At 51.1% G+C, this 26,444-nt stretch carries 27 protein-coding genes and 2 tRNA genes; 9 read left to right on the forward strand and 20 right to left on the reverse strand.

Going from position 1 to position 26,444, the window contains the following annotated elements:
• Nucleotides 1–200: 200 nt before the first annotated feature.
• The 5 genes from JXO50_09970 to JXO50_09990 form a co-directional block, all read right to left on the reverse strand.
• On the reverse strand, nt 201–875 hold the full coding sequence (locus JXO50_09970) for a methylenetetrahydrofolate reductase C-terminal domain-containing protein (protein ID MBN2333415.1): 675 nt from the start codon (nt 873–875) through the stop codon (nt 201–203).
• 171 nt (nt 876–1,046) lie between these two features.
• The gene (locus JXO50_09975; protein MBN2333416.1) at nt 1,047–1,448 is read right to left on the reverse strand and encodes a cytochrome c3 family protein; all 402 of its coding nucleotides are present in this window, start codon (nt 1,446–1,448) and stop codon (nt 1,047–1,049) included.
• A 20-nt stretch (nt 1,449–1,468) separates the two neighbouring features.
• Complete coding sequence (locus tag JXO50_09980; protein MBN2333417.1) at nt 1,469–1,864, reverse strand: (Fe-S)-binding protein; 396 nt, start codon at nt 1,862–1,864, stop codon at nt 1,469–1,471.
• 14 nt (nt 1,865–1,878) lie between these two features.
• Nucleotides 1,879–2,556: a hypothetical protein gene (locus tag JXO50_09985; GenBank protein MBN2333418.1), complete on the reverse strand. Its 678-nt coding sequence runs from the start codon at nt 2,554–2,556 to the stop codon at nt 1,879–1,881.
• 70 nt (nt 2,557–2,626) lie between these two features.
• Complete coding sequence (locus JXO50_09990) at nt 2,627–3,550, reverse strand: methylenetetrahydrofolate reductase (protein ID MBN2333419.1); 924 nt, start codon at nt 3,548–3,550, stop codon at nt 2,627–2,629.
• A gap of 725 nt (nt 3,551–4,275) precedes the next feature.
• Here JXO50_09990 and JXO50_09995 point away from each other — a divergent pair.
• The 7 genes from JXO50_09995 to trmFO all read left to right on the forward strand — a co-directional run bounded on the left by JXO50_09995 (nt 4,276) and on the right by trmFO (nt 10,291).
• Nucleotides 4,276–4,926 (forward strand): riboflavin synthase, encoded by a 651-nt coding sequence (locus tag JXO50_09995; GenBank protein MBN2333420.1) that lies wholly within the window; start codon nt 4,276–4,278, stop codon nt 4,924–4,926.
• Nucleotides 4,927–4,996: 70 nt separating this feature from the next.
• Nucleotides 4,997–6,223, forward strand: a complete 1,227-nt coding sequence (locus tag JXO50_10000; protein ID MBN2333421.1) for a bifunctional 3,4-dihydroxy-2-butanone-4-phosphate synthase/GTP cyclohydrolase II — start codon at nt 4,997–4,999, stop codon at nt 6,221–6,223.
• Nucleotides 6,224–6,240: 17 nt separating this feature from the next.
• Nucleotides 6,241–6,708 carry a 6,7-dimethyl-8-ribityllumazine synthase gene (locus JXO50_10005; GenBank protein ID MBN2333422.1) on the forward strand — a complete coding sequence of 156 codons (468 nt, stop codon included), beginning with the start codon at nt 6,241–6,243 and terminating at the stop codon, nt 6,706–6,708.
• Nucleotides 6,709–6,738: 30 nt separating this feature from the next.
• A complete protein-coding gene (gene nusB, locus JXO50_10010) occupies nt 6,739–7,182 on the forward strand; it encodes a transcription antitermination factor NusB (GenBank protein ID MBN2333423.1) in 444 nt (147 codons plus the stop codon).
• A gap of 142 nt (nt 7,183–7,324) precedes the next feature.
• Nucleotides 7,325–7,993, forward strand: a complete 669-nt coding sequence (locus JXO50_10015; protein ID MBN2333424.1) for a lytic transglycosylase domain-containing protein — start codon at nt 7,325–7,327, stop codon at nt 7,991–7,993.
• A 168-nt stretch (nt 7,994–8,161) separates the two neighbouring features.
• Entirely contained in the window at nt 8,162–8,845 is a 684-nt protein-coding gene (locus tag JXO50_10020; GenBank protein ID MBN2333425.1) for a hypothetical protein, read from the forward strand.
• Nucleotides 8,846–8,980: 135 nt separating this feature from the next.
• Entirely contained in the window at nt 8,981–10,291 is a 1,311-nt protein-coding gene (gene trmFO / locus JXO50_10025) for a methylenetetrahydrofolate--tRNA-(uracil(54)-C(5))-methyltransferase (FADH(2)-oxidizing) TrmFO (protein MBN2333426.1), read from the forward strand.
• 13 nt (nt 10,292–10,304) lie between these two features.
• Here trmFO and JXO50_10030 read toward each other — a convergent pair whose 3' ends face one another.
• From JXO50_10030 to dnaA, 14 genes are all read right to left on the reverse strand, one after another.
• On the reverse strand, nt 10,305–11,189 hold the full coding sequence (locus JXO50_10030; GenBank protein MBN2333427.1) for a ParB/RepB/Spo0J family partition protein: 885 nt from the start codon (nt 11,187–11,189) through the stop codon (nt 10,305–10,307).
• An 86-nt stretch (nt 11,190–11,275) separates the two neighbouring features.
• Entirely contained in the window at nt 11,276–12,085 is an 810-nt protein-coding gene (locus JXO50_10035) for a ParA family protein (protein ID MBN2333428.1), read from the reverse strand.
• Nucleotides 12,078–12,764, reverse strand: a complete 687-nt coding sequence (gene rsmG, locus JXO50_10040) for a 16S rRNA (guanine(527)-N(7))-methyltransferase RsmG (protein ID MBN2333429.1) — start codon at nt 12,762–12,764, stop codon at nt 12,078–12,080. The genes JXO50_10035 and rsmG overlap by 8 nt, the downstream gene beginning before the upstream one ends.
• Complete coding sequence (mnmE, locus tag JXO50_10045; GenBank protein MBN2333430.1) at nt 12,761–14,143, reverse strand: tRNA uridine-5-carboxymethylaminomethyl(34) synthesis GTPase MnmE; 1,383 nt, start codon at nt 14,141–14,143, stop codon at nt 12,761–12,763. The genes rsmG and mnmE overlap by 4 nt, the downstream gene beginning before the upstream one ends.
• A gap of 12 nt (nt 14,144–14,155) precedes the next feature.
• A complete protein-coding gene (locus tag JXO50_10050; protein ID MBN2333431.1) occupies nt 14,156–15,046 on the reverse strand; it encodes a Jag N-terminal domain-containing protein in 891 nt (296 codons plus the stop codon).
• Between the two features lie 88 nt (nt 15,047–15,134).
• Nucleotides 15,135–16,754, reverse strand: a complete 1,620-nt coding sequence (yidC, locus tag JXO50_10055) for a membrane protein insertase YidC (GenBank protein ID MBN2333432.1) — start codon at nt 16,752–16,754, stop codon at nt 15,135–15,137.
• Nucleotides 16,755–16,833: 79 nt separating this feature from the next.
• Entirely contained in the window at nt 16,834–17,040 is a 207-nt protein-coding gene (gene yidD / locus JXO50_10060; protein ID MBN2333433.1) for a membrane protein insertion efficiency factor YidD, read from the reverse strand.
• 2 nt (nt 17,041–17,042) lie between these two features.
• Nucleotides 17,043–17,381, reverse strand: coding sequence for a ribonuclease P protein component (rnpA, locus tag JXO50_10065; protein MBN2333434.1), 339 nt, complete (start codon nt 17,379–17,381; stop codon nt 17,043–17,045).
• A gap of 39 nt (nt 17,382–17,420) precedes the next feature.
• On the reverse strand, nt 17,421–17,555 hold the full coding sequence (rpmH, locus tag JXO50_10070) for a 50S ribosomal protein L34 (protein ID MBN2333435.1): 135 nt from the start codon (nt 17,553–17,555) through the stop codon (nt 17,421–17,423).
• 134 nt (nt 17,556–17,689) lie between these two features.
• Nucleotides 17,690–17,765: transfer RNA gene (locus tag JXO50_10075), tRNA-Glu, on the reverse strand.
• 5 nt (nt 17,766–17,770) lie between these two features.
• Nucleotides 17,771–17,844: transfer RNA gene (locus JXO50_10080), tRNA-Gln, on the reverse strand.
• A 205-nt stretch (nt 17,845–18,049) separates the two neighbouring features.
• On the reverse strand, nt 18,050–20,434 hold the full coding sequence (gene gyrB / locus JXO50_10085) for a DNA topoisomerase (ATP-hydrolyzing) subunit B (protein ID MBN2333436.1): 2,385 nt from the start codon (nt 20,432–20,434) through the stop codon (nt 18,050–18,052).
• 102 nt (nt 20,435–20,536) lie between these two features.
• A complete protein-coding gene (gene dnaN, locus JXO50_10090; GenBank protein ID MBN2333437.1) occupies nt 20,537–21,676 on the reverse strand; it encodes a DNA polymerase III subunit beta in 1,140 nt (379 codons plus the stop codon).
• 235 nt (nt 21,677–21,911) lie between these two features.
• Entirely contained in the window at nt 21,912–23,261 is a 1,350-nt protein-coding gene (gene dnaA / locus JXO50_10095; GenBank protein MBN2333438.1) for a chromosomal replication initiator protein DnaA, read from the reverse strand.
• A 255-nt stretch (nt 23,262–23,516) separates the two neighbouring features.
• Between dnaA and cobD the strand changes: the two genes are divergently transcribed.
• Together cobD and JXO50_10105 are read left to right on the forward strand one after the other, a co-directional pair.
• Nucleotides 23,517–24,473, forward strand: a complete 957-nt coding sequence (gene cobD / locus JXO50_10100; GenBank protein MBN2333439.1) for a cobalamin biosynthesis protein CobD — start codon at nt 23,517–23,519, stop codon at nt 24,471–24,473.
• Nucleotides 24,474–24,526: 53 nt separating this feature from the next.
• Entirely contained in the window at nt 24,527–25,570 is a 1,044-nt protein-coding gene (locus JXO50_10105) for a threonine-phosphate decarboxylase (protein MBN2333440.1), read from the forward strand.
• A gap of 32 nt (nt 25,571–25,602) precedes the next feature.
• Here the strand turns inward: JXO50_10105 and JXO50_10110 are convergent, their stop codons facing one another.
• Nucleotides 25,603–26,373, reverse strand: a complete 771-nt coding sequence (locus JXO50_10110) for an OmpA family protein (protein MBN2333441.1) — start codon at nt 26,371–26,373, stop codon at nt 25,603–25,605.
• Nucleotides 26,374–26,444: the final 71 nt, after the last annotated feature.

Here is a 26,444-nt window from a genome sequence, read left to right on the forward strand (position 1 = left end):
TCCCGTCATGCAGGGGTGGCATAACAAGAAGTGCGAAACACTCGTCCATGCGGAAAAACAGGGTCCCACGACAGACCTCAGCTGCAGGCCTGAAAAAAAAAGCCGGTTGCACCGCTGATGTCATCAGCGGTGCAACCGGCTTCCAATCGTTGCAAAGCCGCGCCCGACAACGGTGGGCGCGGCCAGAGAACGGCCGGTGGTCAGCCTGCGTAACGCTGCTTATAGTCTTCCTGAATAAGGCTTCGGCGGGTCTGGTTCTGCCACTCCCTCGGCGGCTTCACCGTGAGGATATTGGCGAGTCTCCCCTGGGCCTGCAGCCGTTTGTGAATCTCATACCAGGCACAGGGCGTATCTTTATCCACTTCGCAGGTCCCATCCAGCCGGGTGCCGCCGCAGGGACCATTGAAGACGCCCTTGGCACACCGGGTCACCGGACAAATGCCGGCGGTTTCCGCCAGAACACACTCACCGCAAGTACGGCAGTTCTCTTCAAACCAGCCAATATTGCGGTCCACACCGCAAAAGACGGTATTGAGCGCCGGAAACACCGGCGTCTCAGGATAACGCTCGGCAACAAACTGAACACCAACCCCGCAGGCCATCGACAACACGGCATCATAGCCGGCAATCATCTCATCTAGATCGGTAAAAAAATCATAGTTGCATTGACGTTCAATGACAAAATTATCCATTATCAGGTTGATATTGTCGCCCTGCAAGGCGTTTTTCAATTCCGCATTGAGGGTGACCACCTCTTTCTGCCCCCCTGCCAGACAGATGGAGGTACAGCCGCCGCACCCGACGTTCAACACCTTTTTGTAGCTCTTGACCATCTCTTTGATTTCATCCAAGGGTTTTCTTTCAGCTATAATCACTTTTCCCTCCGTTCATAACTATCAAAGTTTTGTGTGCCCCCGCAGCAAACTGAGGCGTTCGGGCAGGGTCATCATCTTTCGCTCTCATGTTTCAGCTTCATCATCTCCCTGCCAAGCTTGTCCTCAAATACCGAATGCTGTATGGCAATGATTTCATCAGGATGCTGTATCCTACTTGACAACATGACAACCACCGCAGGTCCGCGGGCCTGTCGTTTTGCCTGCTGCGGCCATGACCTTGTGACACCCGGTGCATGACCGGTGAAAAGCCTGCCGCAGACCCTGTCGGGCTTTCCAGTTGTGACAGTGGGCACAGCGAATTTCTGCGTTTCCCTCTTCCAGCGTATCTTCATCCAGAACATTTTCCCCCTTCTCGTAGCGGTGATGGCAATCGGCACACTCAAGTGCGTTCAGGTGACGTTCATGGGGAAAAAGAACTGCTGGCCGTTCTTTTTTGGTAAAAGTTTCCAGATTGTTCAGCACGATAGTCTCCGGTTGGGCCCACAGCGGCAAAGCAAAGGCGATGACCAGAACTGCACCGAACAACAAACCTATGCCGTAATTTTTTTTCATTGTCCCTCTCTCCTTTGCCATTAGAGCCAACTTTCTCCCCCATCCTGCTCAGGGAACACCCCCTGAGATCGGCAGATACCACGGGTAAAGTCGATCATCCGCGGGATATCGATCCCGATGGGGCAGTAGCAGCGGTGGCAAAGCACACAGTTTCTCCATACCAGTCCCTTGATTCCCTCAAGAAATTGGCGGTCAACATTGCCTTTTTTCTTATACAAGATACCCAGCGAATTAACGATTTTATACGAGGGCATGTACTGCGGGTCTCCCTTGTGGGCCATATACAAAAAGCAGCTCTCGGCACAGATGCTGCAACGAACACAATAATTCAAAATGCGCTTCATCTCAGGCTCTTTTCTTTCCAGCATTTCTGAGATTGCCGCTGTATTGACAGAGTTTTTTTCCTGCTCAGGCATTGAACTTCTCCCTTTTATTTCACTTGGTTATAGGACCAGACTCTGGCTCCCCGCCCCAATGTGTGCTCATAATGCATCAGGTAACGATAGAGAAAAAACAACAGTCCGTGTTTCAGCTTGGTAAAGGGGATGGCCACCAGCATCAGTTCCCCGGCCACGATATGAAGAATAAGCACCGTTTCATAATCAAACCACTGGCGGGTGGCAGCATAGCCGGTGAGAAAAGGAGCAATGACAATCAGGAGAATGAGATAATCATAGGCGGTCGTGATCACCCTCACCCGATAGACGAAGATACGACGCATAAAGAAAAACAGTCCGCCTAAGAGCACAAACCAGGTAAGCATATCGGCAACAAATTCAGGAAAGGTGAAAAGGCTGATACCAAAAGATTCGCTCAGGAGAATGTTATGGGCCAGGAGAAAAATCGGCAGAATAATGACACAGGCATGAAATGCCGTGGTCATTATGGTCAGCAGCGGGTGAACGCCAAAGATGCTGGTACTGATATCAAGCAGGCGAAGATTGCCTGATGACTTTATGTCACCGAGAACGCTGGCCGGCGGACTGGGAAGGGACGATTCCCTGGTGCAGTCATAAAATCGTCTGGCCTGGAAGAGCAGGCCGATAATGAAAATGGCAAAAGCGACCCATACCAGCGGCCCCCGGACAAAACCATAGATGTCGTACATGGTTACCTCCTCTGTATTCCGGCAGGGAAAAACACGCATCCCTGCCTCCCCTAACCGGGGAATAGTGTTCCTACACCTGGGGTCTGGGCAAGACGTTGGCTCGCTCGGCAATTTCCGGCACCCGGTGCTCCCATTCAATGGGCATCAGATGGACACCGGCCACCCCCTTCATCTCTTTGAACTCCTCAATCTGCTCGCAGGCAATTTTGATCCCCTCATCGGCAACCTTTTTCTTCTCCACCCCCTGCAGCCTGGTGATAATTTCATCAGGAACATCCATGCCGGGAACATTGCCCTTCATATATTTTGCCATACCGATGCTTTTCATCGGAGTTACGCCGGCCAGAATATAGACCTTCTCCGTCAGGCCCATCTCATTCGCCTGATGAACCCACTCGCGCATCCGCTTCATGTTGAAGATACACTGGGTCTGGATAAAATCTGCCCCGGCGGCCACCTTTTTGGCCAGCCGATGCACCCGCCATTCAAAAGGCTCGCCAAAGGGATTGGCGGCCGCACCGATGAACATCTTCGGAGCTACATCAAGATCATCACCACCAAGAAATTTCCCCTCATCACGCATTTTTTTAACGACGCTGATCAACTGGATGGAATCAATATCAAAAACCCCTTTCGCCTTGGGATGATCGCCGAACTGCTGATGGTCACCGGACAAACAAAGCATATTGCGAATTCCATGCGCGTAAGCCCCCAGAACATCACTCTGCATGGCGATCCGGTTCCGGTCCCGACAGACCATCTGATAATTGGGCTCTATTCCCTCCTGCAGCAGAATCATCGATCCAGCCCAACTGGACATGCGCACCATGGCCGTCTGGTTGTCGGTCATGTTGGCCATATCGACCATCCCTTTCAAATAGCTCGCTTTCTGTCTGATTGCCTCAACATTGGCACCACGAGGCGGTCCGACTTCACCGGTAAAGGCAAAGTGTCCTGCTTTTAACACCTTTTCAAGATTGCTTCCCGACTTCATCTGACATTCCTCACCTTTGATAATTAGAAGATATTGTCATCCTGGAACAACAGGTTCCTGGATCTCGGCAAGACCAGCACCTCAGCGGCTAAAAAACGGCCATCTTTTCAGTTGGGCAGACCGTGAACATTTGCTCACCGGATCACGTTCTCTCTGGATAACCCAGAGGGAGACACCTGGTTCCCAGGCATCGACACCCAGCTGAGCAGCAGCGCAAATATGAGAAAAAAATCACAGAACCAAGCCAGAAAAAAAGCGCCTGGCGTTACATGACGCTTCATTTTTGACCACCTCTTCAATACCGTAGTGAACTCGCTGAAAATCAGAAAAACAGCTCCCAGAGCGCAACACTTACAAACCATTCTGCTCTCGCGCAGGCTGTACCTCCGAAAATCCATGGCAATGGCAAAAAACGTTGACACACCTATTGCAACTTTCTGCTGGTGACGCCCGCTGCCATGGACAACAAAGCAAGGTAGTCGGCAGAGATAACCTACTCCAATAAAAAAAAGTTTGTCAAGTATTTTTTATTTTGTATTTTCAATACATGCGCCTGCCAGCAGCCCAGCCGGACATAACGCTGCCGGATCAGGGATGATCGTAATGGGGGGCAAGCACCAAAGCCAACAGCCGCCCATCATTGTTTTTTCTTGACTCGGAAGCAATTTATCTATATATGACGGCCAGAATAATTATCTGTTTTTACACAGCAAACACGTTGACCAATGTTCACTGGCATTATCGAAGAAATCGGCAGCATTGAATGGATTGATGTGCGCCACGGCTCCGGCCGGCTAGCCGTTCAGGGAGAAATCATCCGTCAGGGTTGTCACCTGGGTGACAGTATCGCCGTTAACGGCACCTGCCTGACGGTTGTGGAAATAGGCACTTCAGCGGTATCCTTTGACGTTTCTGCCGAAACCGTAGACCGCTCAACCATCGGCTTGCTGCAGCCTGGCGATCCCGTCAACCTGGAACGGGCGATGGCGGCCAACGGTCGTTTTGGCGGCCACATGGTTTCCGGCCATATCGATGGAACCGGCACCATTGCCGCCCGCAGCCAAGATGCCAATGCCACTCTGATTACCATCACCGCTCCCCCGGCCATCACCCGTTTGTTGATCGAAAAAGGATCCATCGCCGTTGATGGCATCAGCCTGACCGTTGCAGCATGCAGCCCAACCTCCTTTTCGGTGGCCATCATACCCCACACCCTCAACCAGACCACCCTTCGCTGGAAAAAGACTCGGGACCGCGTCAATCTGGAAAACGATCTGGTAGGGAAATATATCTATTCCTTTTTGCACCCTGAAACGCTGGAGCAACCCAAGTCAGCCATTGACCATGCTTTTTTAAAAAAGCATGGCTTTGCCTAAGTCTGCCTTGTCACGGCAGAAACTCGGCCGCAACCTGAAGAACTGATCTTTAACCCAGAGGAAAACAATGATTATCGCCAAAATTGAAGAAGCACTACAGGATATCAAAGAAGGAAAAATGGTCATCCTGGTGGATGATGAAGACCGAGAAAATGAGGGTGATCTGGTCATGGCCGCCGAAAAGATTACCCCTGAAGCGATTAATTTCATGTCCCGGTACGGCCGCGGCCTGATCTGCCTTTCCCTGACCGAGGAGCGGGCCGATTACCTTAACCTGCCGCCCATGGTCCAGGATAACACTTCACACTACCAGACGGCCTTCACCGTCTCCATTGAAGCCCGCCGGGGGGTGACCACCGGCATTTCCGCGGCAGATCGGGCCAAAACGGTGCTCACCGCCGTTGATGATGCCGCCGGCCCCCATGACTTGAACCGGCCCGGCCACATCTTCCCTTTGCGAGCCCGTAAAGGCGGAGTTCTGGTGCGTACCGGACAAACCGAAGGTTCCGTTGATCTGGCCCGCCTGGCCGGTCTCAAGCCTTATGGGGTTATCTGTGAAATCATGAATGATGACGGAACGATGGCCCGCATGCCGGAGCTGCAGGTGTTTGCCGCAGAACACGATTTAAAAATAATTTCGATTGCCGAGATCATTGCTTACCGCATGCGCACGGAATCGCTTGTCCACAAGGCGGTGAAAACCAATCTCCCCACCCGCTATGGAACCTTCGAAATCATTCTCTATGAAAACCAGGTTGACGGCCTGGACCACATGGCCCTGATCAAGGGCAATCTCGAAAGTAATGAACCGGTGCTGGTGCGTGTCCATTCAGAATGCTTTACGGGTGACACCCTCGGGTCATTACGCTGTGACTGTGCCGATCAGCTGCATACCGCCATGGAGATGATCGAAAAAGAAGGCCGCGGCGTTATCCTCTACATGCGTCAGGAGGGGCGGGGCATTGGTCTGGTCAACAAACTGCGGGCTTACTGCCTCCAGGAGCATGGCCGGGATACGGTTGAGGCCAACGAAGAGCTGGGGTTTAAGCCGGATCTCCGTGACTACGGGGTCGGAGCCCAGATTCTTGCCGATCTGGGTCTCAAAGAAATCCGCCTGCTGACCAATAATCCGAAAAAAATCATTGGCCTCCAGGGATACGGCATCAAGGTGGTTGAACGGGTACCAATGGAGATCGAACCCAACGAAACAAACTTGCGATACATGAAAACCAAGTGTGAAAAAATGGGGCACATGATCAGCATTCTCGACCAAGGCGATCCGCAGGACTGCCCATAAAACAAGGAGGTTATACTATGACACAGTATATTGAGGGAAACCTGCACCAGGGCAGCGCCTACAAGATCGCCCTGGTGGTCAGTCGTTTCAACAGCTTTATCACCGAACGATTGCTGGAAGGAGCGCTGGATGCTCTGCAACGGCATGGAGTAGCCGGCGATGCCTGTGCCGTCTACCGGATTCCCGGAGCCTTTGAGATTCCCCTGGTTGCCAAAAAACTGGCCAAAAAGGGAACCTATGACGGCATCATCTGCCTGGGTGCGGTCATCAAAGGAGACACCCCCCATTTTGATTACGTTGCCGCCGAGGTAAGCAAAGGCATTGCCCAGACATCGTTGGAAACGGAGCTGCCCATCGCTTTCGGCATCCTGACCACAGCCAACGTGGAGCAGGCCATCGAAAGAGCGGGAACCAAGGCCGGCAACAAAGGCTGGGATGCGGCCGTTACACTCCTGGAAACCATTGATCTTCTGAAGAACATCTGAGTCCCTGACCTTGATGTTACCAATAAAACCATGACCAGCAATCGACGGAAGGCCAGAGAGTTTTCCCTGCAGATCCTCTATATGTTGGATATCGTTAAGGCCAAGGATTGCCGGTCTGCGATTCAGGCGTTCTGGGATCATTTCGGCCAGTCATACGACTGCCTGGCCTTTGCCAATCAGCTGGCGATGGGGGTTACGGAGCACGTCGTGGAGATTGACCAGACCATCGGTCGCTGTTCCCACAACTGGAAACTGAGTCGGATGTCCTACGTGGACCGCAACATTCTCCGATTGGCTGTTTTTGAACTGCTCTACTGCCCGGATATCCCGCCGAAGGTTTCCATCAACGAGGCGATTGAAATCAGCAAGCGCTACGGCGACAAGGATTCCGGCGCTTTTATCAACGGCATTCTGGATCAGATCTTCCGCCAGCTGCAAACCAGTGAGCAGGAAGTCGCTCATCAGCAACCATAGGCAACATAGGGTTGTCCGCGGCGCATGTCAGCACTTATGACAACCTATTCCGGCAATATACCGGCGGCCCTGAAACCGGGAAATTGTTCATGACAGGCGACAAACCTTGACAAAAGCTGCTTTAAACACTATAGTTCCCTCCATGAATATGATGAACCGAAAGCGCACCGTGTTCAGCAATCTGGTCATAGCTGCCGCCTTTGTGCTTATTGTTGCGGCAACCTGTCAGATGCCGGCCATGAAGCAGCTCTGGAATCAGCAAGCCACCGGAATTCAGACGGCTCCACAGGCAAGCAGCATCACCTCTTTGGAGAATGACCGCTGCTCCCTTGATGCTTTCCACCGCCTGATGGTCAACATTCAACAACAGCGGCAGAGTCTTTCCCCGTCACACACCGCCAGACTGGCCAGATTTATCTGGCAGGCTGGTTATCGGTTTGACTGTGATCCCCAGCTTATTGCAGCTGTCATCCAGATTGAAAGCAGCTTCCTGAACAGGGCTCACTCCCACAAGGGAGCCCGGGGGCTTATGCAGCTAAGACCGTTTGTGGCCCGGGAGATGGCCCGCCGGCTGGAAACCTCCTGGGATGGCCCGCAAACCCTACATGATCCGGAAGCCAACATTTTGATGGGCACCTACTACCTGTCATCCCTGATTCGAGATTTTTCCGATCTGCCTACAGCTCTGGTTGCCTATAACTATGGGCCGACCTATGTAAGGCGGCAACTCAGAAATGGCCGGCAGCTGCCAACCAGCTATCCCGCCAAAATACTCTCACTCTACCAGTCTTTTGAAGGGAACCGATCCTAAATTGGCCTCGTTCAAACGAATAGGCCAACCCCCCAGACCACAATCAACTTCCGCCGCGGCACCACATCGATTGAAATAACAACGTCATTGAAATAGTCAGTCGGATTTGTTCCTCTACATCGATAGTCAGAGGAGTTTCTAGGAATTACACGACGCAGGGAAAGTACGATGGATCGTTTTTTTTACGAGAAATTTATTCGGTTCTGCCAGGATAATCAGGAAAATCTGGATAACATGAAAACCCTGGTGGAAAGCACCCTCAATACACCGGTGTGCATTTCCATAGCCTCGCCCGACGGGCTACCAATCATTGCGGTGAAACTCTTGCAAAAAGGAAAGATTCGCCACACCGCTGGAGGCTTTGCCACAATTCCCGCCTCCTTTGATGATGAGCGCATCCGGCTCCTGCCACTGTTTGTCTACGAAACGGAGGCCATTGACGACCGTTTTTTGAGCTATGAAGCCTGTCATATTGAGCAATTCCTTGATAAAAAAGGGGAGTATGCCAATTATAAGGAGTTTTTCCTTCAGGCTCCCACATCCGATAGTCCGGAAAAACAAAAACTGGAATACCTGCGCCATGTCTGTCGCCGGGTTCTCATCAACGAACAACCTGCTTTCCCCTTGCTGCATCCGGGAAAAGAGGAAAAAACCCTCCGCTCTCTGATCGTCTACCAGCTTGCTGAACGAATCTCCTGGTATTGCAACGCGTTAGAAATGGACCGCGAGATAGTGATCAACGCCCTTATTCCCACCCTGGAAGGCATGGTAAAGCATGATCCCTTCTATGCTGAGTCAGAGCTGGTGGAATTGTTTCAGCAAACCATGGTATCGTTGACCATGTTCGCCTAGCAAAAACGACTACGTGCCCCATCACCCCTTCCCCTGGCAGATGGCGGCTGGAAGGCTGCGGGTGGCAGGCGGAAAGCCCCTGCCCCTTTTCCTGTGAAGAACATGCCGGCTTATCTATCATCATCCGAGGTTTCCATGCATCTCCCCGTTACCATCATCGGCGCCGGTCTAGCCGGCTGCGAAGCTGCCTGGCAGCTGGCCAGACACCAGATCCCCGTTACCCTCTACGACATGAAACCGGAAAAATTTTCCCCGGCTCATGGGAATCCTGATCTGGCCGAGCTGGTCTGCTCCAACTCCCTGCGCTCAGACAGCCCCGAACAGGCGGCAGGTCTGCTGAAACGGGAGATGGAAGAGTGCCACTCGCTGATCATGAAAATTGCCCGTCAGACACAGGTTCCCGCCGGTTCCGCCCTAGCCGTCGACCGCCAGGCCTTTGCCCACCAAGTAACCGAAGCAATAACCTCACAACCGATGATTACGCTGGTCCGCCGGGAAATCAGCCAACTGCCGGCAGAAGCCCTGGTGATTGTTGCTACCGGCCCCTTGACCTCAGAACCGCTGACGGCCTCATTAGCTGGCTTGGTGGGAGAACAGCTTCATTTTTATGATGCCACCGCCCCGATCGTGGCAGCGGATTCCCTTGATTATGGGAAATGCTTCTGGGGTAATCGCTATCAACCGGAGGACAAGGGTGATTATCTCAACTGCCCGCTGACCGAAGAGGAGTATCTGCAGCTGGTCCAGACCATCGCTGACGGCGATCAGGTCCAGGCCCATGTCTTTGAAGATCAAAAGGTTTTTGAAGGCTGCATGCCCATTGAAGCAATGGTCGCCCGCGGCACCAACACCCTGGCGTTCGGCCCATTGAAGCCGGTTGGGCTGATCAATCCATGGACAGGCAGACAACCCCATGCCGTGGTGCAGCTCCGGCCGGAAAATCGGGAAGCCACGATGTTAAACCTGGTGGGTTTCCAGACCCGCCTCTCCTTCGGCTGGCAGGAAAAGGTCATCCATCTGATCCCCGGACTCGAAGCAGCAACTATCTACCGCTACGGCACCATCCATCGCAACACCTTCATCAATGCACCTCAGATCCTCAACCGCTGCTTCCAGCACCAGCAGGAACCACGGTTGTTTTTTGCCGGTCAGATCAGCGGGGTTGAAGGCTATATCGAATCGGCGGCCAGCGGCTTAAGTGTCGGCCTGCAGGCTGCCCTGCTGTTAAAAACCGGCGCCTTCGCACCTTTCCCCGAGACCACAGCGCTTGGCGCTCTGGCAAGCCATATCAGCAACACCCACAGCAAGAATTTCCAGCCGATGAATATCAATTTCGGCCTGTTTCCTCCCCTGGGTACAAAAATGAAAAAAGCGGCCCGAAAAGCCGCTTATAGCCAGAGAGCAATGCATGATCTACGCCTCTGGCTGCAGGAATACTCCCTCTGAAAAGACCAAGCACCTAGGTCAATGGCGTTGTCCGGGTAAAAAACTCAATCAGCCGTTCCAACTCCTCACCATTATGAAAATCCACCACCAATTGTCCCTGCTGCTTATTTTTGTTTTTCCAATTGAGAGCGACCCTGGTTCCCAGCGCCTGCTGCAGCCGGCTGCAAAGATCGGCGTCATATAAACAGGATGAAGGGGAGGTTGTCATTTTCTCTTGCTTGACATCACGCACCAGCTTTTCCACCTGGCGAACGGAAAGTTGCCTGGCGACGATGCGCTCGGCCAAAGCGGTCTGTTGGTCAACACTATCGAGAGCCAGCAATGCCCGGCCATGTCCCATGCTCAGCTTGCTCTCCTCCAACATTGCCAGGACCACGGTAGGCAGATGAAGCAAGCGCAACATATTGGTAACCGTAGAACGGTCTTTCCCCAGCGTTTTAGCCACCTCTTCATGGTTAAAGTCAAATTCATCGATCAGCCGCTGGTAACCCCGAGCCTCTTCCACCGCATTGAGATCTTCCCGCTGAAGATTTTCAATCAGGGAAACCTCGACCGCCTGACGATCATCAAGGGTAAGAACCAGGGCAGGAATCTGATCAAGACCGGCCTGTTGAGCCGCCCGCCAGCGTCGTTCGCCGGCCACCAGTTTATATCTCCCGGGCTGAGCCGCAGCCCGCACCAACACCGGCTGGACCACCCCTTTTTCCTTGATTGAATCAGCCAGCTCATGCAACTTCTCAGGATCAAACCGTTTGCGGGGCTGCTGATCATCAGGATCGATGAATGACAGGGGACACTGAATCAGTTTTTCGCCGGTCGTCTTGTCGGCTGTCGGCAGCAGGGCCCCCAAACCTTTCCCCAACCCCCTTTTTACCGCAAAATCACGTCTTTCAGTCATCTCCACCTCAAAAGCTCTACATCAATCACCAGCAACACTCATGATACTGGCCGCTAATCCTCTCGCCTAACATACACTGCGATACATCAGGAGGCTTTACTACCCCTGGTGGCTGAACCCACGTGCTGGACATCCTTTTGCTGCTGTAAAAACTCCTCGGTCAACCTGAAGTAGGCCTGGGCCCCCTTGGAAGATACATCGTACAAGGCGATCGGCTTCCCATGGCTGGGAGATTCGCTGAGGCGGACATTCCGGGGGATGACCGCGTCATAAACCAGCGTGCCGAAATGCCGGCGAACTTCCTGCTCAACCTGCTGGGCCAGGGTGGTCCGCTGATCCACCATCGTCAATACAATTCCCTCTATAGCCAAACGGGGATTGAGGGAATCACGGACTCGATCAACGGTATGCAACAGCTGACCAAGCCCTTCCATGGCATAGTATTCGCTCTGCAGAGGAATGAGAATGGAGTCCGCCGCCACCAGTGAATTGATGGTCAGCAAGCCCAGAGAGGGGGAGCAGTCGATAATAATAAATTCATACTGCTGCCGCAGCGGTCTGATCAGATCGGCTAAAACAAATTCCCGTCGATCGAAATGCAGCAGCTCCACTTCCGCGCCAATCAGATCAGGATTGGCCGGAATAATATCAAGGTGAGCAAAAGGACTTTGCCTGATCACCTCCCGCAACTGAACAAGTCCCAGCAGCGCATGATAGATGGTCAATTGGCCGTCATCGGCGGCATAGCCCACCCCACTGGAAGCATTACCCTGGGGATCAAGATCCAGCAACAGGGTCTTTGATTCAGCGATGGCCAGGGATGCTGCCAGATTGACGGCGGTGGTTGTCTTGCCGACGCCGCCTTTCTGGTTGGCAATGGAAATTATTTTACCCATCAGGATTCTCGCTTCTGCCAATCACCAGCAAATGTCTCTGCAGATCCAGAAAAGGGATGGCAACATCAATGCTCTCCATGAGCTGCAGTCTCCCCTGATATCGGGATAAGGCCGCGATAATATTCTTTTGCGATGAAGCGGTGGCGGAAAACACCAGTCGCCCTCCGGGGACCACCACCTCGCCCGCCACCGGCAGCACCACATCAGGCGCCGACACAGCCCGACTCACCAAGGCTGCAACAGGATGTTTGATCTCCGTACTACCATTTCCCGGCTGCAAATGCAAATGGATGACCATCACATTTTCCAGTCCCAGCGTTCTTACAACATGGTGTAAAAAAAATGTTTTCTTGCGCCTCGCATCCACCAGGTAAAAACGGTGGCCGGGCATAACCAGGGCTAAAGGCAAGCCGGGAAATCCGGCGCCGCTGCCCAGATCGAGAACCGTTCCCTCCACCCCCCGAAGACCGTGAATGAAAGCCAGGGAATCCAGGAAATGGCGGCTGACCATCTCCAGAGGATCATGGATTGCGGTGAGGTTATAGGTCTTGTTCCAGCGTTGCAAGGCAGCCAGATAGACGGCAAAAGCCTTTTGTTGATGAACGCCAAGAGAAATACCCAGCTCTTCGGCACCCCGGACCAGAAGCGCAATCGGAGGGGAAAGATCACTCTTCTTCATTTTCCAACACAGAAATTGGCAAAGAGCGTTTCCAGCAAATCGCTGTCCCGACGCTCGCCGGTCAGCTCCAGCAAGGCTCCACGAGCCTGATGGAGTTCATCGGCAACCATATCAAGCAGCGGTTGGGAAGTCTCAAGAAGGGTCATGGCACGCTCCAAGGAAACTGCCAGCTTTTCCAGCTGCTGTTTCTGACGCAGATGACAGACCACCTGCTCCCCCGCCACCTGGGAAAATTCCTGCTCGATGAGCGTCAGCAGGGCGGTTTTCAATGCGGTGATGTTGGTATGCCGCTGGTGGGCGATACAGGGTATGAGCGGACCATCATGGGAAAGCCATGCCCTGATCTGCGACTCGCTCCAAGCAGCGGGAAGATCGGTTTTGTTGACCACCACCAGATGGCGACTGGATGTCAAGCGCTGGAACAGTCGTTGATCAGCAACCGTCAGCGGCTGACTCTGATCAATGACCATGATAGCCAGATCAGCCTGCTGCAGCCATCTATCGGTCTGGGCAATACCCAGCTGCTCCAGCGGATCAGCCGAGTCACAAATCCCCGCGGTATCGGCCAACTCAACCGCGATGCCCGCCAGTTCAAACCGTTCACTGACCACATCCCGGGTGGTTCCGGGGACATCGGTAACAATCGCCCGCTCCCGCTCCAAAAGGGCATTAAGCAGACTTGATTTGCCCACATTCGGCCGGCCCACCAACACAAGCCGCAAACCGTTCACCAATGATCTGCCCTCCCTATAGGAGGTAATCAATGCTTGGGAACGCTGCAACAACGTGGCAAGCTCCACCGCCAGCGATATCTTATGGCTCTGCAGGCCCTCCCCAGCCAAACCATCGAGATCAACTTCCAACGCTGCCAGTTGCCGGGAAAGGGTCTCCTTCATGGCAGCCAGAACCGCTGATAAACCTCCGGCCAGCTGGGTTGCGGCCACCGCCAGTGCCTGTTCGCTATGGGCCGTAATCAGATCGGCAACGGCCTCCGCCTGCACCAGATCCAGGCGGCCATGGAGAAAGGCCCGACGGGTAAATTCACCCGGTTCCGCCAGCCTGGCTCCCCGGGCCAGCACCAATGCCAAAATCTTTCTGGTTGCCAGCCGACCGCCATGGCAGTGAATTTCAACCATTTCTTCACGAGTATATGATCGGCCGGCACGCATCCAGACGGCCAGAACCTGATCAACGGCTTTCATAGATTGGGGATCATGGAGCAGTCCCAGATAGAGATGAAAGGGAATAAAGGGATCGGGAACCGGGGTAAAAAGTTCCAGGAGGATGGCACGGGCGCAGGGACCGCTCAAGCGCACAATAGCAATGCCGCCTTCCCCGGCCGGGGTTGAAATGGCGGCAATGGTATCACCGGTAATCATGGACAAAGCTGTTTAGTTATCTGCCGCTTCCGGCTTGCTTTTCTCACGGCGGCGATAGCCATTTTTGGGGTAGATAATAATTTTTTTATATTCCCCTTCTCCTTTGCTGCGTGAACGCAACTCTTTATCTTCCTGGATGGCCAGATGGACCAGGCGTCGATCATGGGCATTCAAGGCATTGATGGTCACCGGTTTGCGGCTTTTTTTCGCTTTGGCTCCGAGTTTCAGTGCCAGTTTGCTGATATTATTCTCGTGGCGGGAGCGAAAACCACCGCTATCGACATAAATTCGCCCACCGCGAACCCCGTGCAGTTTATTAAGCAGATACTGGAGTGCATCCAGAACCTGTCCTTTTCGGCTGGTTAACACTGGACGTTCATTATTTTCATCTACCACCACATGGCAGTCACGACCTTCAAAACGAATCTCTATCGCCCCCACCGCCAGTCCCATCAGGGCGAGAATATCAATCAGGGATTGCTTCACGCCATCCGGGTTGATGGCAATGGCAACATCCTGCGTAGCAGCCATAGCAGGCTCGCTGACTGCCGCCGGGATTTCCAGCTGGTCGCCGCTTTCCGCCTGCCACTCCTCATCCGGCGGCGCTTCAACCGTTCCGACCGCCGCCGGCACAGACGGCTGCATAAGGTCTGCCGCCGGTTTTGGCTGCTCCTCCTTAAGGTCGCTGAAGGCCGAGTCAATCAGGTCCTTGACAATATCTTTGCCCTCTTTTTCCCGACGCTTCACCCGGATAATGGCTGATTTACCACCCAATAAGCCGAATATTTTTTTCGAATCCTGCCTAATCACTTCATAGTCCAGCTCATCTGCTGAAGTATTGAACTGGAGACAGGCCTTTTCCACTGCCTCAGCAACCGTTTTTCCTTCTATATTTTTTTGCATCCAACTCTTCTCCGTAAAACCATTCCTGCTCGGCAGCTGGCTACTGCCGCCACAAGCGGTCCACCGTCAGCACTCGCACGTCACAAGGCTATTTTACCGTGGCTTTTTTCATCACCATGTACTGCTGACCGATCGACAGGAGATTGTTCACCAACCAGTAAAGCACCAAACCGGCTGGAAAGCTCAGGAACATGAACGTAAATATGATCGGCATGAACATCATCATTTTGGCCTGCATCTGATCGCCCGTCGACGGGGTCATTTTCTGCTGCAGAAGCATGGTCGCCCCCATGAGAATCGGGGTCACATAATAGGGATCTTTGGCCGCCAAATCCTGAATCCACCAGAAAAAAGGTGCATGTCGAAGTTCAATGGCAACCATCAGCCCCCGGTAAAGGCCAAAGAACACCGGAATCTGGGCTACCATCGGCAGACAACCACCAAAAGGATTCACTTTATGGGTGCGATAGAGATCCATCATCTCTTTCTGTTGGCGGGCTTTATCATCCTTGAACTTTTCTTTTAGTTTAGCAAGTTTTGGCTGCACCTCTTTCATTTTGCCCATCGACTGGTAGCTTTTCTGGGAAAGAGGATAAAACACCAGCTTGATCAGGATGGTAACCAGAATAATGGCCACCCCGTAATTATGCACATAACGGTAAAAAAGGTTGAGCAGCTGCACCAGAGGCCGGGCAATAACGCCAAACCAGCCAAAATCAACCGACTTCTCCAGATTCTGACCCAGGGTCTTCAGGTAGGACGTTTCCTTGGGACCGACAAAAACGCGAAACTGGCCGGCACCATCAAGCTGCAAACCAGTTTCAACAATGTGCATGCTCGGCTTCTCAATCGCACCAACAGAACGCCCGGAACTTTCCGGGTGCAGAGGCATGATCGCGGCCATAAAGTATTTGGTGGTATAGCCGATCCAACTTACCGTACCGTCAAGCTCCATTTTCTTGATATTTTTCTGTTTTTTAGACTGCTTGAACAGCTTGCCGTTGACATAGGCTAAAGGGCCGCTATAGACATAGGTCTTCTCTTTCGCTGCCGACTCGAAAAGCTCATGTGACCATGCCAGGCTGGTGGTGGCCAAGGCCGCAGGACTACCATCGGAAGCTCGCAGTTCATAAAAAAGATCAAAATAGTATTCCCCGGGGTAAAAAACATATTTTTTCACCACCTGTTGACCGTTTGGCAAGGGATGGGTGAGCACCAACTCCTGCTGCCGGTCAATAACCTCAAGCTGTCCGCTCACGCCAGCTGCCGGCTGGTAGACAAACCGCCGGTCGCTGAACTGCTGATCTCCCAGAGATAACGTTCCCGCAAGGGGATAATAGGCCGGGTCGACAACGGTGGCCATCTCCAGACGGGCGCTGGTCGGTGAAACACTCTCTTGGTAATGTTGCAAGGTAAATTTTTTCACCACCCCGCCGGCAGTATCAATAACACACTGATATGCCGGGGTTTCAATGGTGACCTCACGGCCGCTCGATGCCGGCACGCTACCGGCACCTGCCGCCAGGGGGGAGGCACTTGAACCCGCTGGCAGCACCTTAGTCAGATCGTCTGCAACGTCGGGCTTTGCCTGCTCGGCAACGACCTCCACCGGGGCCGGAGGAGTTTTTTTTGCCGGGGGAAAGATAAACTGCCAGCCCAGAAGGACAGCCAGTGATAAGGCAACAGCCAGAATGGTCCTTTTTTCCATAAAAACTCCACATTGATGATACTAATCAGAATTGCAGCAGCTGAACATAACACTCAGCCGCTCTTCAGGCTCCACGTGCTTATGCCGGATCAATACCTCCGGGAAACAGTGGATTGCAGCGCAAGATTCTCAGACAGGCCTTTAAGCTCCCCCTAACGATACCATAGCGGTCAATCGCATCAAGGGCATACTGGGAACAGGAAGGAACAAAGCGGCAGGAATGACCAACATAGGGTGATAAAAAAAAACGATACCCTCGGATGGGCAGGCAGTAAAGCTTTTTCAGCATCATGAAACGTTTTCTACAGGATTATGCTGCTTTCTCATCTGCTGCAAAAGGGGCATCATCTCCCGGGCGACATCCGTCAGGGATTGAATGGAGCACTTTCTTTTGACGACAATGGAATAATCTACCCCCGGAAGAAAAAGAGCTTTATGCAATCGATAAAATTCTCTGAGCAGCCGTTTGAGCCGGTTCCGCTTTACTGCCTTGCCAACCTTTTTACTGACCGTCACCCCAAATCGAACCCGGCCGGTATCCTGAACCAGGTAAAAAAAAAGCAGATTTTTGCTGCTTCTTTTTTTGCCGGCAGCAAAACACTGTTGATAATCAGAACGCTTGAGCATCCTTTCCTGGGAAGAAAAACCCTGCGATTTCATTATGTTCTAGAGCGTCAGACGTTTTCTTCCTTTCTGTCTTCTCCGTTTGATAATGAGCCGACCGGCGGCCGTACTCATCCGCTTACGAAAGCCATGGGTTCTTTTCTTTTTCAGATTGCTGGGTTGAAACGTCCTTTTCATGGTTATCGATCACCTTTCTTTTCGGGGTGCTGGATCAGAGATCTTTTCATGGCACCGTCTATCTCTTGCCCCTGAAATCGTGTAAAACAGCACGGAAAAAAGGGGTATTCACTCATACCCCTTCACATATGCAATGGTAGTCCCAACGGGACTCGAACCCGTGTCTCCGCCGTGAGAGGGCGATATCCTAGGCCACTAGACGATGGGACCACATGTGGCTGGGGGACCAGGATTCGAACCTGGGTTGACGGAGTCAGAGTCCGTAGTCCTGCCGCTAGACGATCCCCCACCCGGAAAAAACGTCGGCGAACTTACCACCAAATAACCTGTTTGTCAAATGATAATTCAGTGGCCCCTCGCCTCGCTGCCGCGGGCGAAACAACATAAGGTGAAGCGCAAAATCGCCGTGTCTGAATCCAAAAAAGGGCAACCAAGCGGACAGAGGTTACAGCTTAACAAAAACGAAGGCGTTGGTATAATGCCATTCTCTTTAATCAGATATCGAGATTTGATACCAGCAAAGCGTTGTCCTCGATAAAACTACGCCGGGGTGCTATCTGATCTCCCATTAAAACCGTAAAGATATCATCTGCTTCCACATCATCTTCAACCCGTACCTGTAGAAGTTTGCGGGTTTCCGGATTCATGGTTGTCTCCCACAGCTGGCCTGGGTTCATCTCTCCAAGACCCTTGTAACGCTGAATGGAAATACCCCCTTTACCAATTTCAAGAATTTTAAGCAGCAGCTCCTCTTTGGTGCCCACCTCGAGAAAACCGTTTTTATAAGTGAGCGAAAACGGCGGCGTTTCCATCTGCTTCAAGGCGCTATTGAGATCCAGCAGCGTTTCATACTCAATGCACTTTATCAATCGCACATCCAAAGGAAAAAGCCGTTTACTGACCATATCAGCGATCGTCAATTTAGTAACATTACTTTCCTCATCGAAGGAAAACTCCTTGACCTCCATCTGATGATCAACCAGTACCTTGATCAGCCGTTTGATTTTTTGTTCGTCCTGCAAATCCTTGCGGCTGATGATCCCATTTTTCATCAGCAACTTAATGAAGGCAGCGGAGTACCCTTTTTTCATCAACCGATCAATATAATATTTATAGGAAACCAGCTTCAATAGCATCTGCACAAGGTTTTTTCCCCTGATTTCCTGACCGGTTGTCTGGATGGTTACCACCATGTCATCGGTATTGTGCTTGATAATAAACTCATTCAGTTCTTTGTCGGTACTGAGATATTCAGAAGACTTGCCCCTGCTGACCCGGTAAAGAGGCGGCTGGGCAATATAAAGATGCCCCTTTTCAACCAGTGAGGTCATCTGCCGGAAAAAGAAGGTCAGGAGCAGGGTTCTGATGTGGGAACCGTCGACATCCGCATCCGTCATGATGATAACCCTGTTGTAGCGCAACTTATCAAGACTGAACTCATCCGGGCCGATGCCGGTTCCCAGGGCGGCGATCAGGGTCTTGATCTCCTCGCTGGTGAGCATTTTATCAAAACGGGCTTTCTCGATATTCAATATTTTACCCTTCAGGGGTAAAATCGCCTGATTTTTCCTATCCCGACCCTGCTTGGCTGATCCCCCAGCTGAATCCCCCTCGACAATAAAAATTTCAGAAAAGCTGGCATCCTTCTCCTGGCAGTCTGCCAACTTACCCGGCAGCATGGAGGATTCCAACAGTCCTTTGCGACGGGTCAGTTCACGGGCTTTCCGGGCCGCTTCTCTTGCTCTGGCGGCATCGACAACCTTTTGCACCACCGCATTGGCCACCGCCGGATTTTCCTCGAGAAAATCCGCCAGATGCTCATTAACGAGTGACTCCACCAGCCCCTTTACTTCACTGTTACCCAACTTTGTTTTGGTCTGACCTTCAAACTGTGGATCGGGAATTTTGACGCTGATAACCGCTATGAGTCCCTCACGGATATCATCACCACCGATATTGACCTTTTTTCCTTTCAAGATATTTTTGGCATTGATATAGGCGTTAACGGTCCTCGTCAAGGCCGCCTTAAATCCTATCAGATGGCTGCCACCTTCATGGGTATTGATGTTGTTGGCAAAGGTAAACAGCTGTTCCTTATAGCCGTGGTTATACTGCATTGCCACTTCTATTTCGATATTTTCCCGCTGACCGCTGATGTAAATCGGTTTTTTATGCAATGGTGATTTATTAATGCCCAGATATTCAACAAAGGAGCTGATTCCCCCTTCGTAGAAAAATTCTTTCTTTCTTCCACCATTCCGTTCATCTTCAACAAGAATCCTGATGCCGGAATTAAGAAATGCCAATTCACGTAAACGCCGGGTAATGATATCGAAATTGAAGATGGTATTTTCGAATATTTCCGCATCAGGCTTACAACGAACCAATGTTCCTGATCGTTTGGTCTTCCCAATGATTGTCAGGTCCGTTTTCCGCACACCCCGCTCATATCGCTGGGTGTAGACATTCCCGTTGCGTCGGATTTCAACCTCAAGAAATTCGGTCAGCGCATTAACAACGGAAACTCCGACCCCATGTAAGCCGCCGGATACCTTGTAAGCCGTATCTTCAAATTTACCACCGGCATGCAGCTTGGTCAGTACCAGTTCAACCGCTGGCATGCCGGTTTCCACATGCATGTCAACCGGTATTCCCCGGCCGTCATCCTCTACAGTTACCGAATTATCCACATGAACAATAACTGATACATTATGACAGTATCCGGCCAGTGCTTCATCAACACTATTATCCACCAATTCATAAATCAGATGGTGGAGGCCGCCGACATCCGTACTGCCGATATACATGGAAGGACGTTTCCGAACCGCTTCCAGTCCCTCAAGTATTTTTATATTTTTAGAACTGTACTCTTTTGACATTGATATTCCTTATGTTTCCATCTGCAACCACCATCCACGCGCGGCCACCAATTATTTATTTTTTCTACGTTCGTTCCAGATCAGAGGGAATTCCGTGATTGTCTAGCTTTTCATAGGCATAATACCGTTAATAAAATTATCACTTCCATGCTCTTTCAAAATACACGGATGCATGCCGCTGCTCATCATAATATCAATATCCGTCGTGGCCACCACCTGAAGGAAATCAAGCAGGTAACGAATATTAAATGACACATTAACAGGTTCTCCTGCATAATTGATAGCCATATCTTCGCGGGCATGGCCCATTTCAGGATTATTAATACTAACCGTCAGATTATCGGTGGCAAAATGCATGGCAATGCCCTTGTATTTATCGTGAGCCAAAATATTCATCCGACGGAGAATCTGCAGCAGGGCATCCTTATTGATGGTTATCTCATGGATAAAACTAGTGGGAATCATCTTCCGGTAATCGGGAAAACTTCCCTTCAGCATCCGGAGAATAAGAATAAAATTTTCTCCCCGCACATGAACATCGTTGCCGGCAAAACTCATTTTCAACGTTTCTGAATCGGCAAAAACATTTTTAATTTCCACCAGGCTTTTTCGGGAAAATATCCGCCGCTCTCCAAGAGTTATCTGACCCCCGACCTTGTCAGTTTTAGCCACGGTTACCCGGTGACCATCGGTGGCAATGAAGGCCAGCATATTTTTTTCATCGTCATCAGCAGATTCCTTTTCCTGGGGGGTAAGCTCTACATATACACCCTCAAGATTGTAACGGGGATCCGGAATCCGGGCAACGGAAAATACGGTCCTATCGATTATTTTTTTGACCGTTTCGGCCTGAAGATAAAAATGTTCATCCGGTGAGGTAAAATCAATAACCGGAAAATCTTCCGGATTTGCACTGACAATATGAAAAAAACTTTTCTTTCCTTTGATGGTTACAAGATTATCATCACTGTTTTTTTGCAGAAGAATATCTTCATCATCAAAACTCTTGATAATTTCAAAAAGTTTTTTACCATTAACGCAGATGGTACCTGGTTTGGAAAGGGTAATGGGAACCGTTGCCCTGGCACTGCAATCAATATCATAGGCAGTAATAAAGGCGGTGGATTCATTCGTTGTAAAAAGAATGTTATGGGAATGTTGTAATGCTGATGTTTTTTCCAAAATATATTGAATTTTTTGTAAACTGTTAACCAAATTATTTTTTGTTATTGTTATTTCCATAATATTTTTCCTTTAAGAATTAACTAAACCAGTAATAGTAATAAAAGCTGTTAATTTGTGAATAACAATCATAAGTTACTAATTATATAGAGAAATACCTGTTTAATTTGCTGTGTATAACAAAACGGATAAAATGGTATTTTATTATTATCTTCGCATTTTCAGGGTTGTTCTATTTTTTCAACATCTATTCCACACAGATTGCAAATAACCTGCACAGGATTATCAACACGGGTTAATGACTGTTTTTAAGCATCAGGGTTATTTTATCAATCACTTCCTGAAGTGCTGGTTGCTCCTTCAGTTGACCGGCAATCTTTTTTTCAGAATAAATGACGGTAGAGTGATCTTTGCCGCCGAATTTATCGGCAATATCAGGATAGGAGCAGTTGGTTAATTTCCGCGATAGATACATGGCTACCTGACGGGGAACAACCACATTCCGAGTTTTTTTACGTGATCGAATATCAGAGGTTTTCAGGCGATACACCTCCGCCGCAGCAGTAATGATATCCTCTACCGTGATCACTTTATCTTCCAGTTTAATGATGTCTTTCAACACTTTTTTGACAAAATCGATGGTTATCTCCTGCTTGTTTTCAAACGAAGAAAAGGCAGCTATCCTCAACAATGCCCCCTCAAGGGTGCGAATATTGGATGAAACATTTTCAGCCAGGAAAAATGCCACATCGGTATTTAAAATAAGATTTTCCTGATTGGCTTTGGTAATCAGTATGGCGACCAGCGTTTCATTATCAGGCGGTTGAATATCCGCGATCAGCCCCCACTCAAAACGGGTCCGCAAACGATCTTCCAGTTTGGGAATGTCCATGGGAAACTTGTCACTGGTGAGGACAATCTGTTTGTGACTTTTGTAAAGCGCGTTGAAGGTATGAAAAAATTCCTCCTGGGTACGCTCCTTGCCGGCAATAAACTGGATATCGTCGATCAGTAGAACATCAATTTGCCGATATTTATTTCTGAATTTCGGCATCTTGTCTTCTTTGATGGCGCTGATCAGATCATTGGTAAAATCTTCCGATGTTACATAATGCGTTTTTAACCGGGAATTGTAGCGGCATATGTGGTTGCCGATGGCATGGAGCAGATGGGTTTTGCCCAAACCGGCGCTGCTGTAAATAAAGAGTGGATTATAACTGGTACCCGGCTGTTTGGCAACCGCCAGAGCGGCGGCATGGGAAAATTCATTGGAAGGACCGACAACAAACTCGGCAAACGTGTATTTAGGATTGAAGAGAGAATGGGCCCCGTTGCTGGCCGGGGGCTGTTCAGGAACCTTGCTATCCGGTTTACCATCGTTGTTTTTCAGATAATTGGGGGTCTTCTTGGCCACCTTGCAGGTGACCTTGAGTGATTGTCCGGTAATGGCCTCAACCGCATTCTCAATGGCGGAGGGATAGTTATCCGCCAGCCAATCTTTGAAAAAACGGTTGGGTACCTCCAACAGCAGGGAAGTTTCCTCCGTTTTGATCAATTTTATCGGCTTAAACCAGGTGAGAAAATTTTGCTCTGAGACCTGTTCTTTGATATGGGCCAGAACTTGGGGCCAGAAATTATCATGCATGAGGGAAAAACTTTTATTTTCAATAGGTTATAGTATTCTCGAACGGTAACTTTTTATGGTAGCAGATCAACATTTTTTTGACAACAGCTAATTTTTATTGTATGGAGTAATCGCTTTTTAAAGCCGACCCATAAAGCTGTTTATCCCCCTGTTGTAGATACGAAAGGTGATGGTCTGTAGCCCCGGCAGGAGCTGGAATAACCCAATCCGCATGATCCTGTTTTCCTTCTTACCCGTAAAAGGCATGTCATACCAATGTTTTTCACTCTTTCACCTTTTCTGCTGGTGCTGATGGTTGCTGCCGACCTGCTGGCTGGAGAACGTGCTCTGCCTTTTCCCCACCCGGTCGTCCTTGTAGGCCGCCTGATAGAGACCCTCGAACACCATCTCTATCCCCGGGAAAAACAGCCGCAGCTTCACCGGTGGATGGGTGTTTTGCTGGTTTTGGTGGTCTGTGTAGCGACGTTTCTGGCAACTGTCGTCCTACTCAAGACAGCAACTTTTCTTTCCCCTCTCATTGGCATGATAATCACCGTATTTATAGGCTATACGACCCTTGCCAGTACCGGCCTTGCCAGAGCGGCAGCCAATGTTCTGCGAACCTTGGATCTGGAGGGGGAGCAGGAAGCCAGAAAAGCTTTGGCAATGATTGTCGGCCGGGATACGGCGAACCTTGACCGCCGGCAGATGCTCCAGGCGGTGGTGGAAACGGTAGCTGAAAATATCAGTGACGGGATTGTAGCTCCCCTGATCTACCTGATCGTCGGTGGAGTTCCCCTGGCCATGACTTATAAAGCGATCAACACAATGGATTCCATGATTGGCTACCGCAACGAGCGGTATGCCTGCTTTGGAACCGCTGCCGCCCGGCTTGATGACCTGGCGAATTTTATTCCGGCCCGGCTGACCGGGCTGCTGATTGTTGCGGCCGGCTGGTGTCTTGGTTATGAGTGGCGGGCCGGCTGGCGGACCATGAGGCGTGATCATGGCGTCCACCACAGCCCCAACAGCGGTTATCCGGAGGCTGCCATGGCAGGAATACTGGGCATCAGATTGGGCGGCCCCAGCTCTTATTTTGGTTCGCTCATTGATAAAGCATCGTTCGGAGAAGCAATAAACGAGATCTCTGGACAACAGGTGCAGATGGCCATCAGCATTCTCTACGGCTGTACCGTGATGATGACGATGATTGGGGTGGTGGTCTTATGGTAGTGTGCAAGGATCAGCCCTTTCATGGCGGCACTGTTTTTCAAAAGGCTCAACAAATGGGCCTCCCGGTTGAGGCGTTCATCGATTTTTCCGCCAACATCAATCCACTGGGGATGCCGGTCACGGCATTGGCAGCGCTGCAGGAAGGTATCCGACATCTGCAGCACTACCCAGAAAGCTATGCTGAGTCCCTGGTTGAGGAGATTGCTGCCACGATCGGCCTGCCGTCGGCGGCTGTTCTGGCCGGCAACGGTTCAACGGAGCTGATCTATCTTTTGGTAAGAGTGCTGCAACCGGCCAGAACGCTCATTGTCGCGCCGGCATTTACCGAGTACCAGCGATCGGTGGCTGTCCATGGCGGGACAGTGAAGTTCTTTTATACTGACTCCCGGGATGATTTTGCCCTGCAGCCGGAACGCCTGCGGGAAGCCTTGCTGTCTAGCCCCGACCTGCTTTTTATCGGCAACCCCAACAATCCCACCGGGGCTTATCTACCGGTGGCCGACATGCGACCGATTGTTGAAACTGCCCGCGATCAGGGAGTTGTCTGCGTCATCGATGAGGCCTTTGTGGATTTTGTTGATAACTCGGTATCGGCAGACCAGTTGGTGCAGGAGTTTGACAATCTGATTATCCTCCGATCGCTGACCAAGATATTCAGTTTGGCCGGCCTGCGCTGCGGCTATCTGCTGGCCTGCCCTGATCTGGTAACCAGGCTGCGTTGCCATCAGGAGCCTTGGAATGTCAACAGTCTGGCGGTGGCGGCGGCAAAAGCGGCGCTTGCCGATGAACCGTTTCGCCAGCGGACCCGCCGGTTGATCGACAAGGAACGGAGCTATCTCACCAGGCAGCTGGCAACCCTGGCTTTTTTCCATCCTTTTCCTTCAACGACCAATTATCTGCTGATTCGGGTTGACCCGCACATCAAGACACAGGCCCTGGCTGATTTTCTTCTGCACAACCATCATCTGCTGGTGCGGACATGCAACGATTTTGCCGGTCTGGACGACACGTTCATCAGGGTTGCGGTCAAAAACCGGGCCGATAATGAGGTCTTGGTGCAGGGATGTGAAGAGTTTGCTGCCCGGCAAAAAACCTAGAAGTCAGGATTCAGGAGACAGAAAATGAAATCCTACTGGGTTGCCGCCGGCGGGGAGGACGAGGCGGCTTCTTTCATGAAATGGAATTCAACCCGCCTGTTTTTGGCTCGGTTTTCCGGGGTGTCATTGGGGACCAGCGGCCTGGTGTCGGCATAGCCCACCGCCATCAGTCGGTTTGGCGGGAGATGGTGTACCTCAACCAGATGGCGCAATACGGCGGTGGCTCGGGCTGACGAAAGCTCCCAGTTGGAAGGGTAGATGGGAGAAGAGGTCATGGGCAGGTTGTCGGTGTGCCCTTCGATGGCCACCGGGTAGGTATTTTCTTCAATAATCCTGGTAATGGTTGCAAGAAACGGTTTCAGCTCTTCCTTGATGGTGGCCGAACCGGCATCGAACATCAGTTGACCGGTAATTTGCAGGGTGACGCCGCGCTCATCGACGCTCACCTCGGCGGCATCCTCCAGATGATGTTCTTCGATGGCCCGTTTCACCTGGTCGCCCATCTGCAACATGTCGATCATGTGACTTTCTTCTTCCGACAGCTGGATGGAAACCGGGGTGCTCGACCTTTCCTGGAAGTCCCCCGGACTTTCCACCGTGGTGCCAAAGGCATCCTTGACCGAACCGAGCATGGTTCTGAACTTGACAACATCCATGTTGGAGAAGGAGAGCAGCAGAACAAAAAAAGTCATCAGCAGGGTGGCCATGTCGGCAAAGGTGGCCATCCAGGCTGGCGCTCCCTCTTCGCACTCTTCCCCGTTTCCTTCAGGACATTCTGATTCCTGAACCTGCTCTTCGGCCATGATTACTCTTTTTCCTCTGTCTACGGTGGTCCCCAAAAATTGGACAATGTGTTAAGCTCTGAGTCACCCGT

The organism is Candidatus Anaeroferrophillus wilburensis, assembly GCA_016934315.1.
Classification (GTDB): Bacteria; Desulfobacterota; Anaeroferrophillalia; order Anaeroferrophillales; family Anaeroferrophillaceae; genus Anaeroferrophillus; species Anaeroferrophillus wilburensis.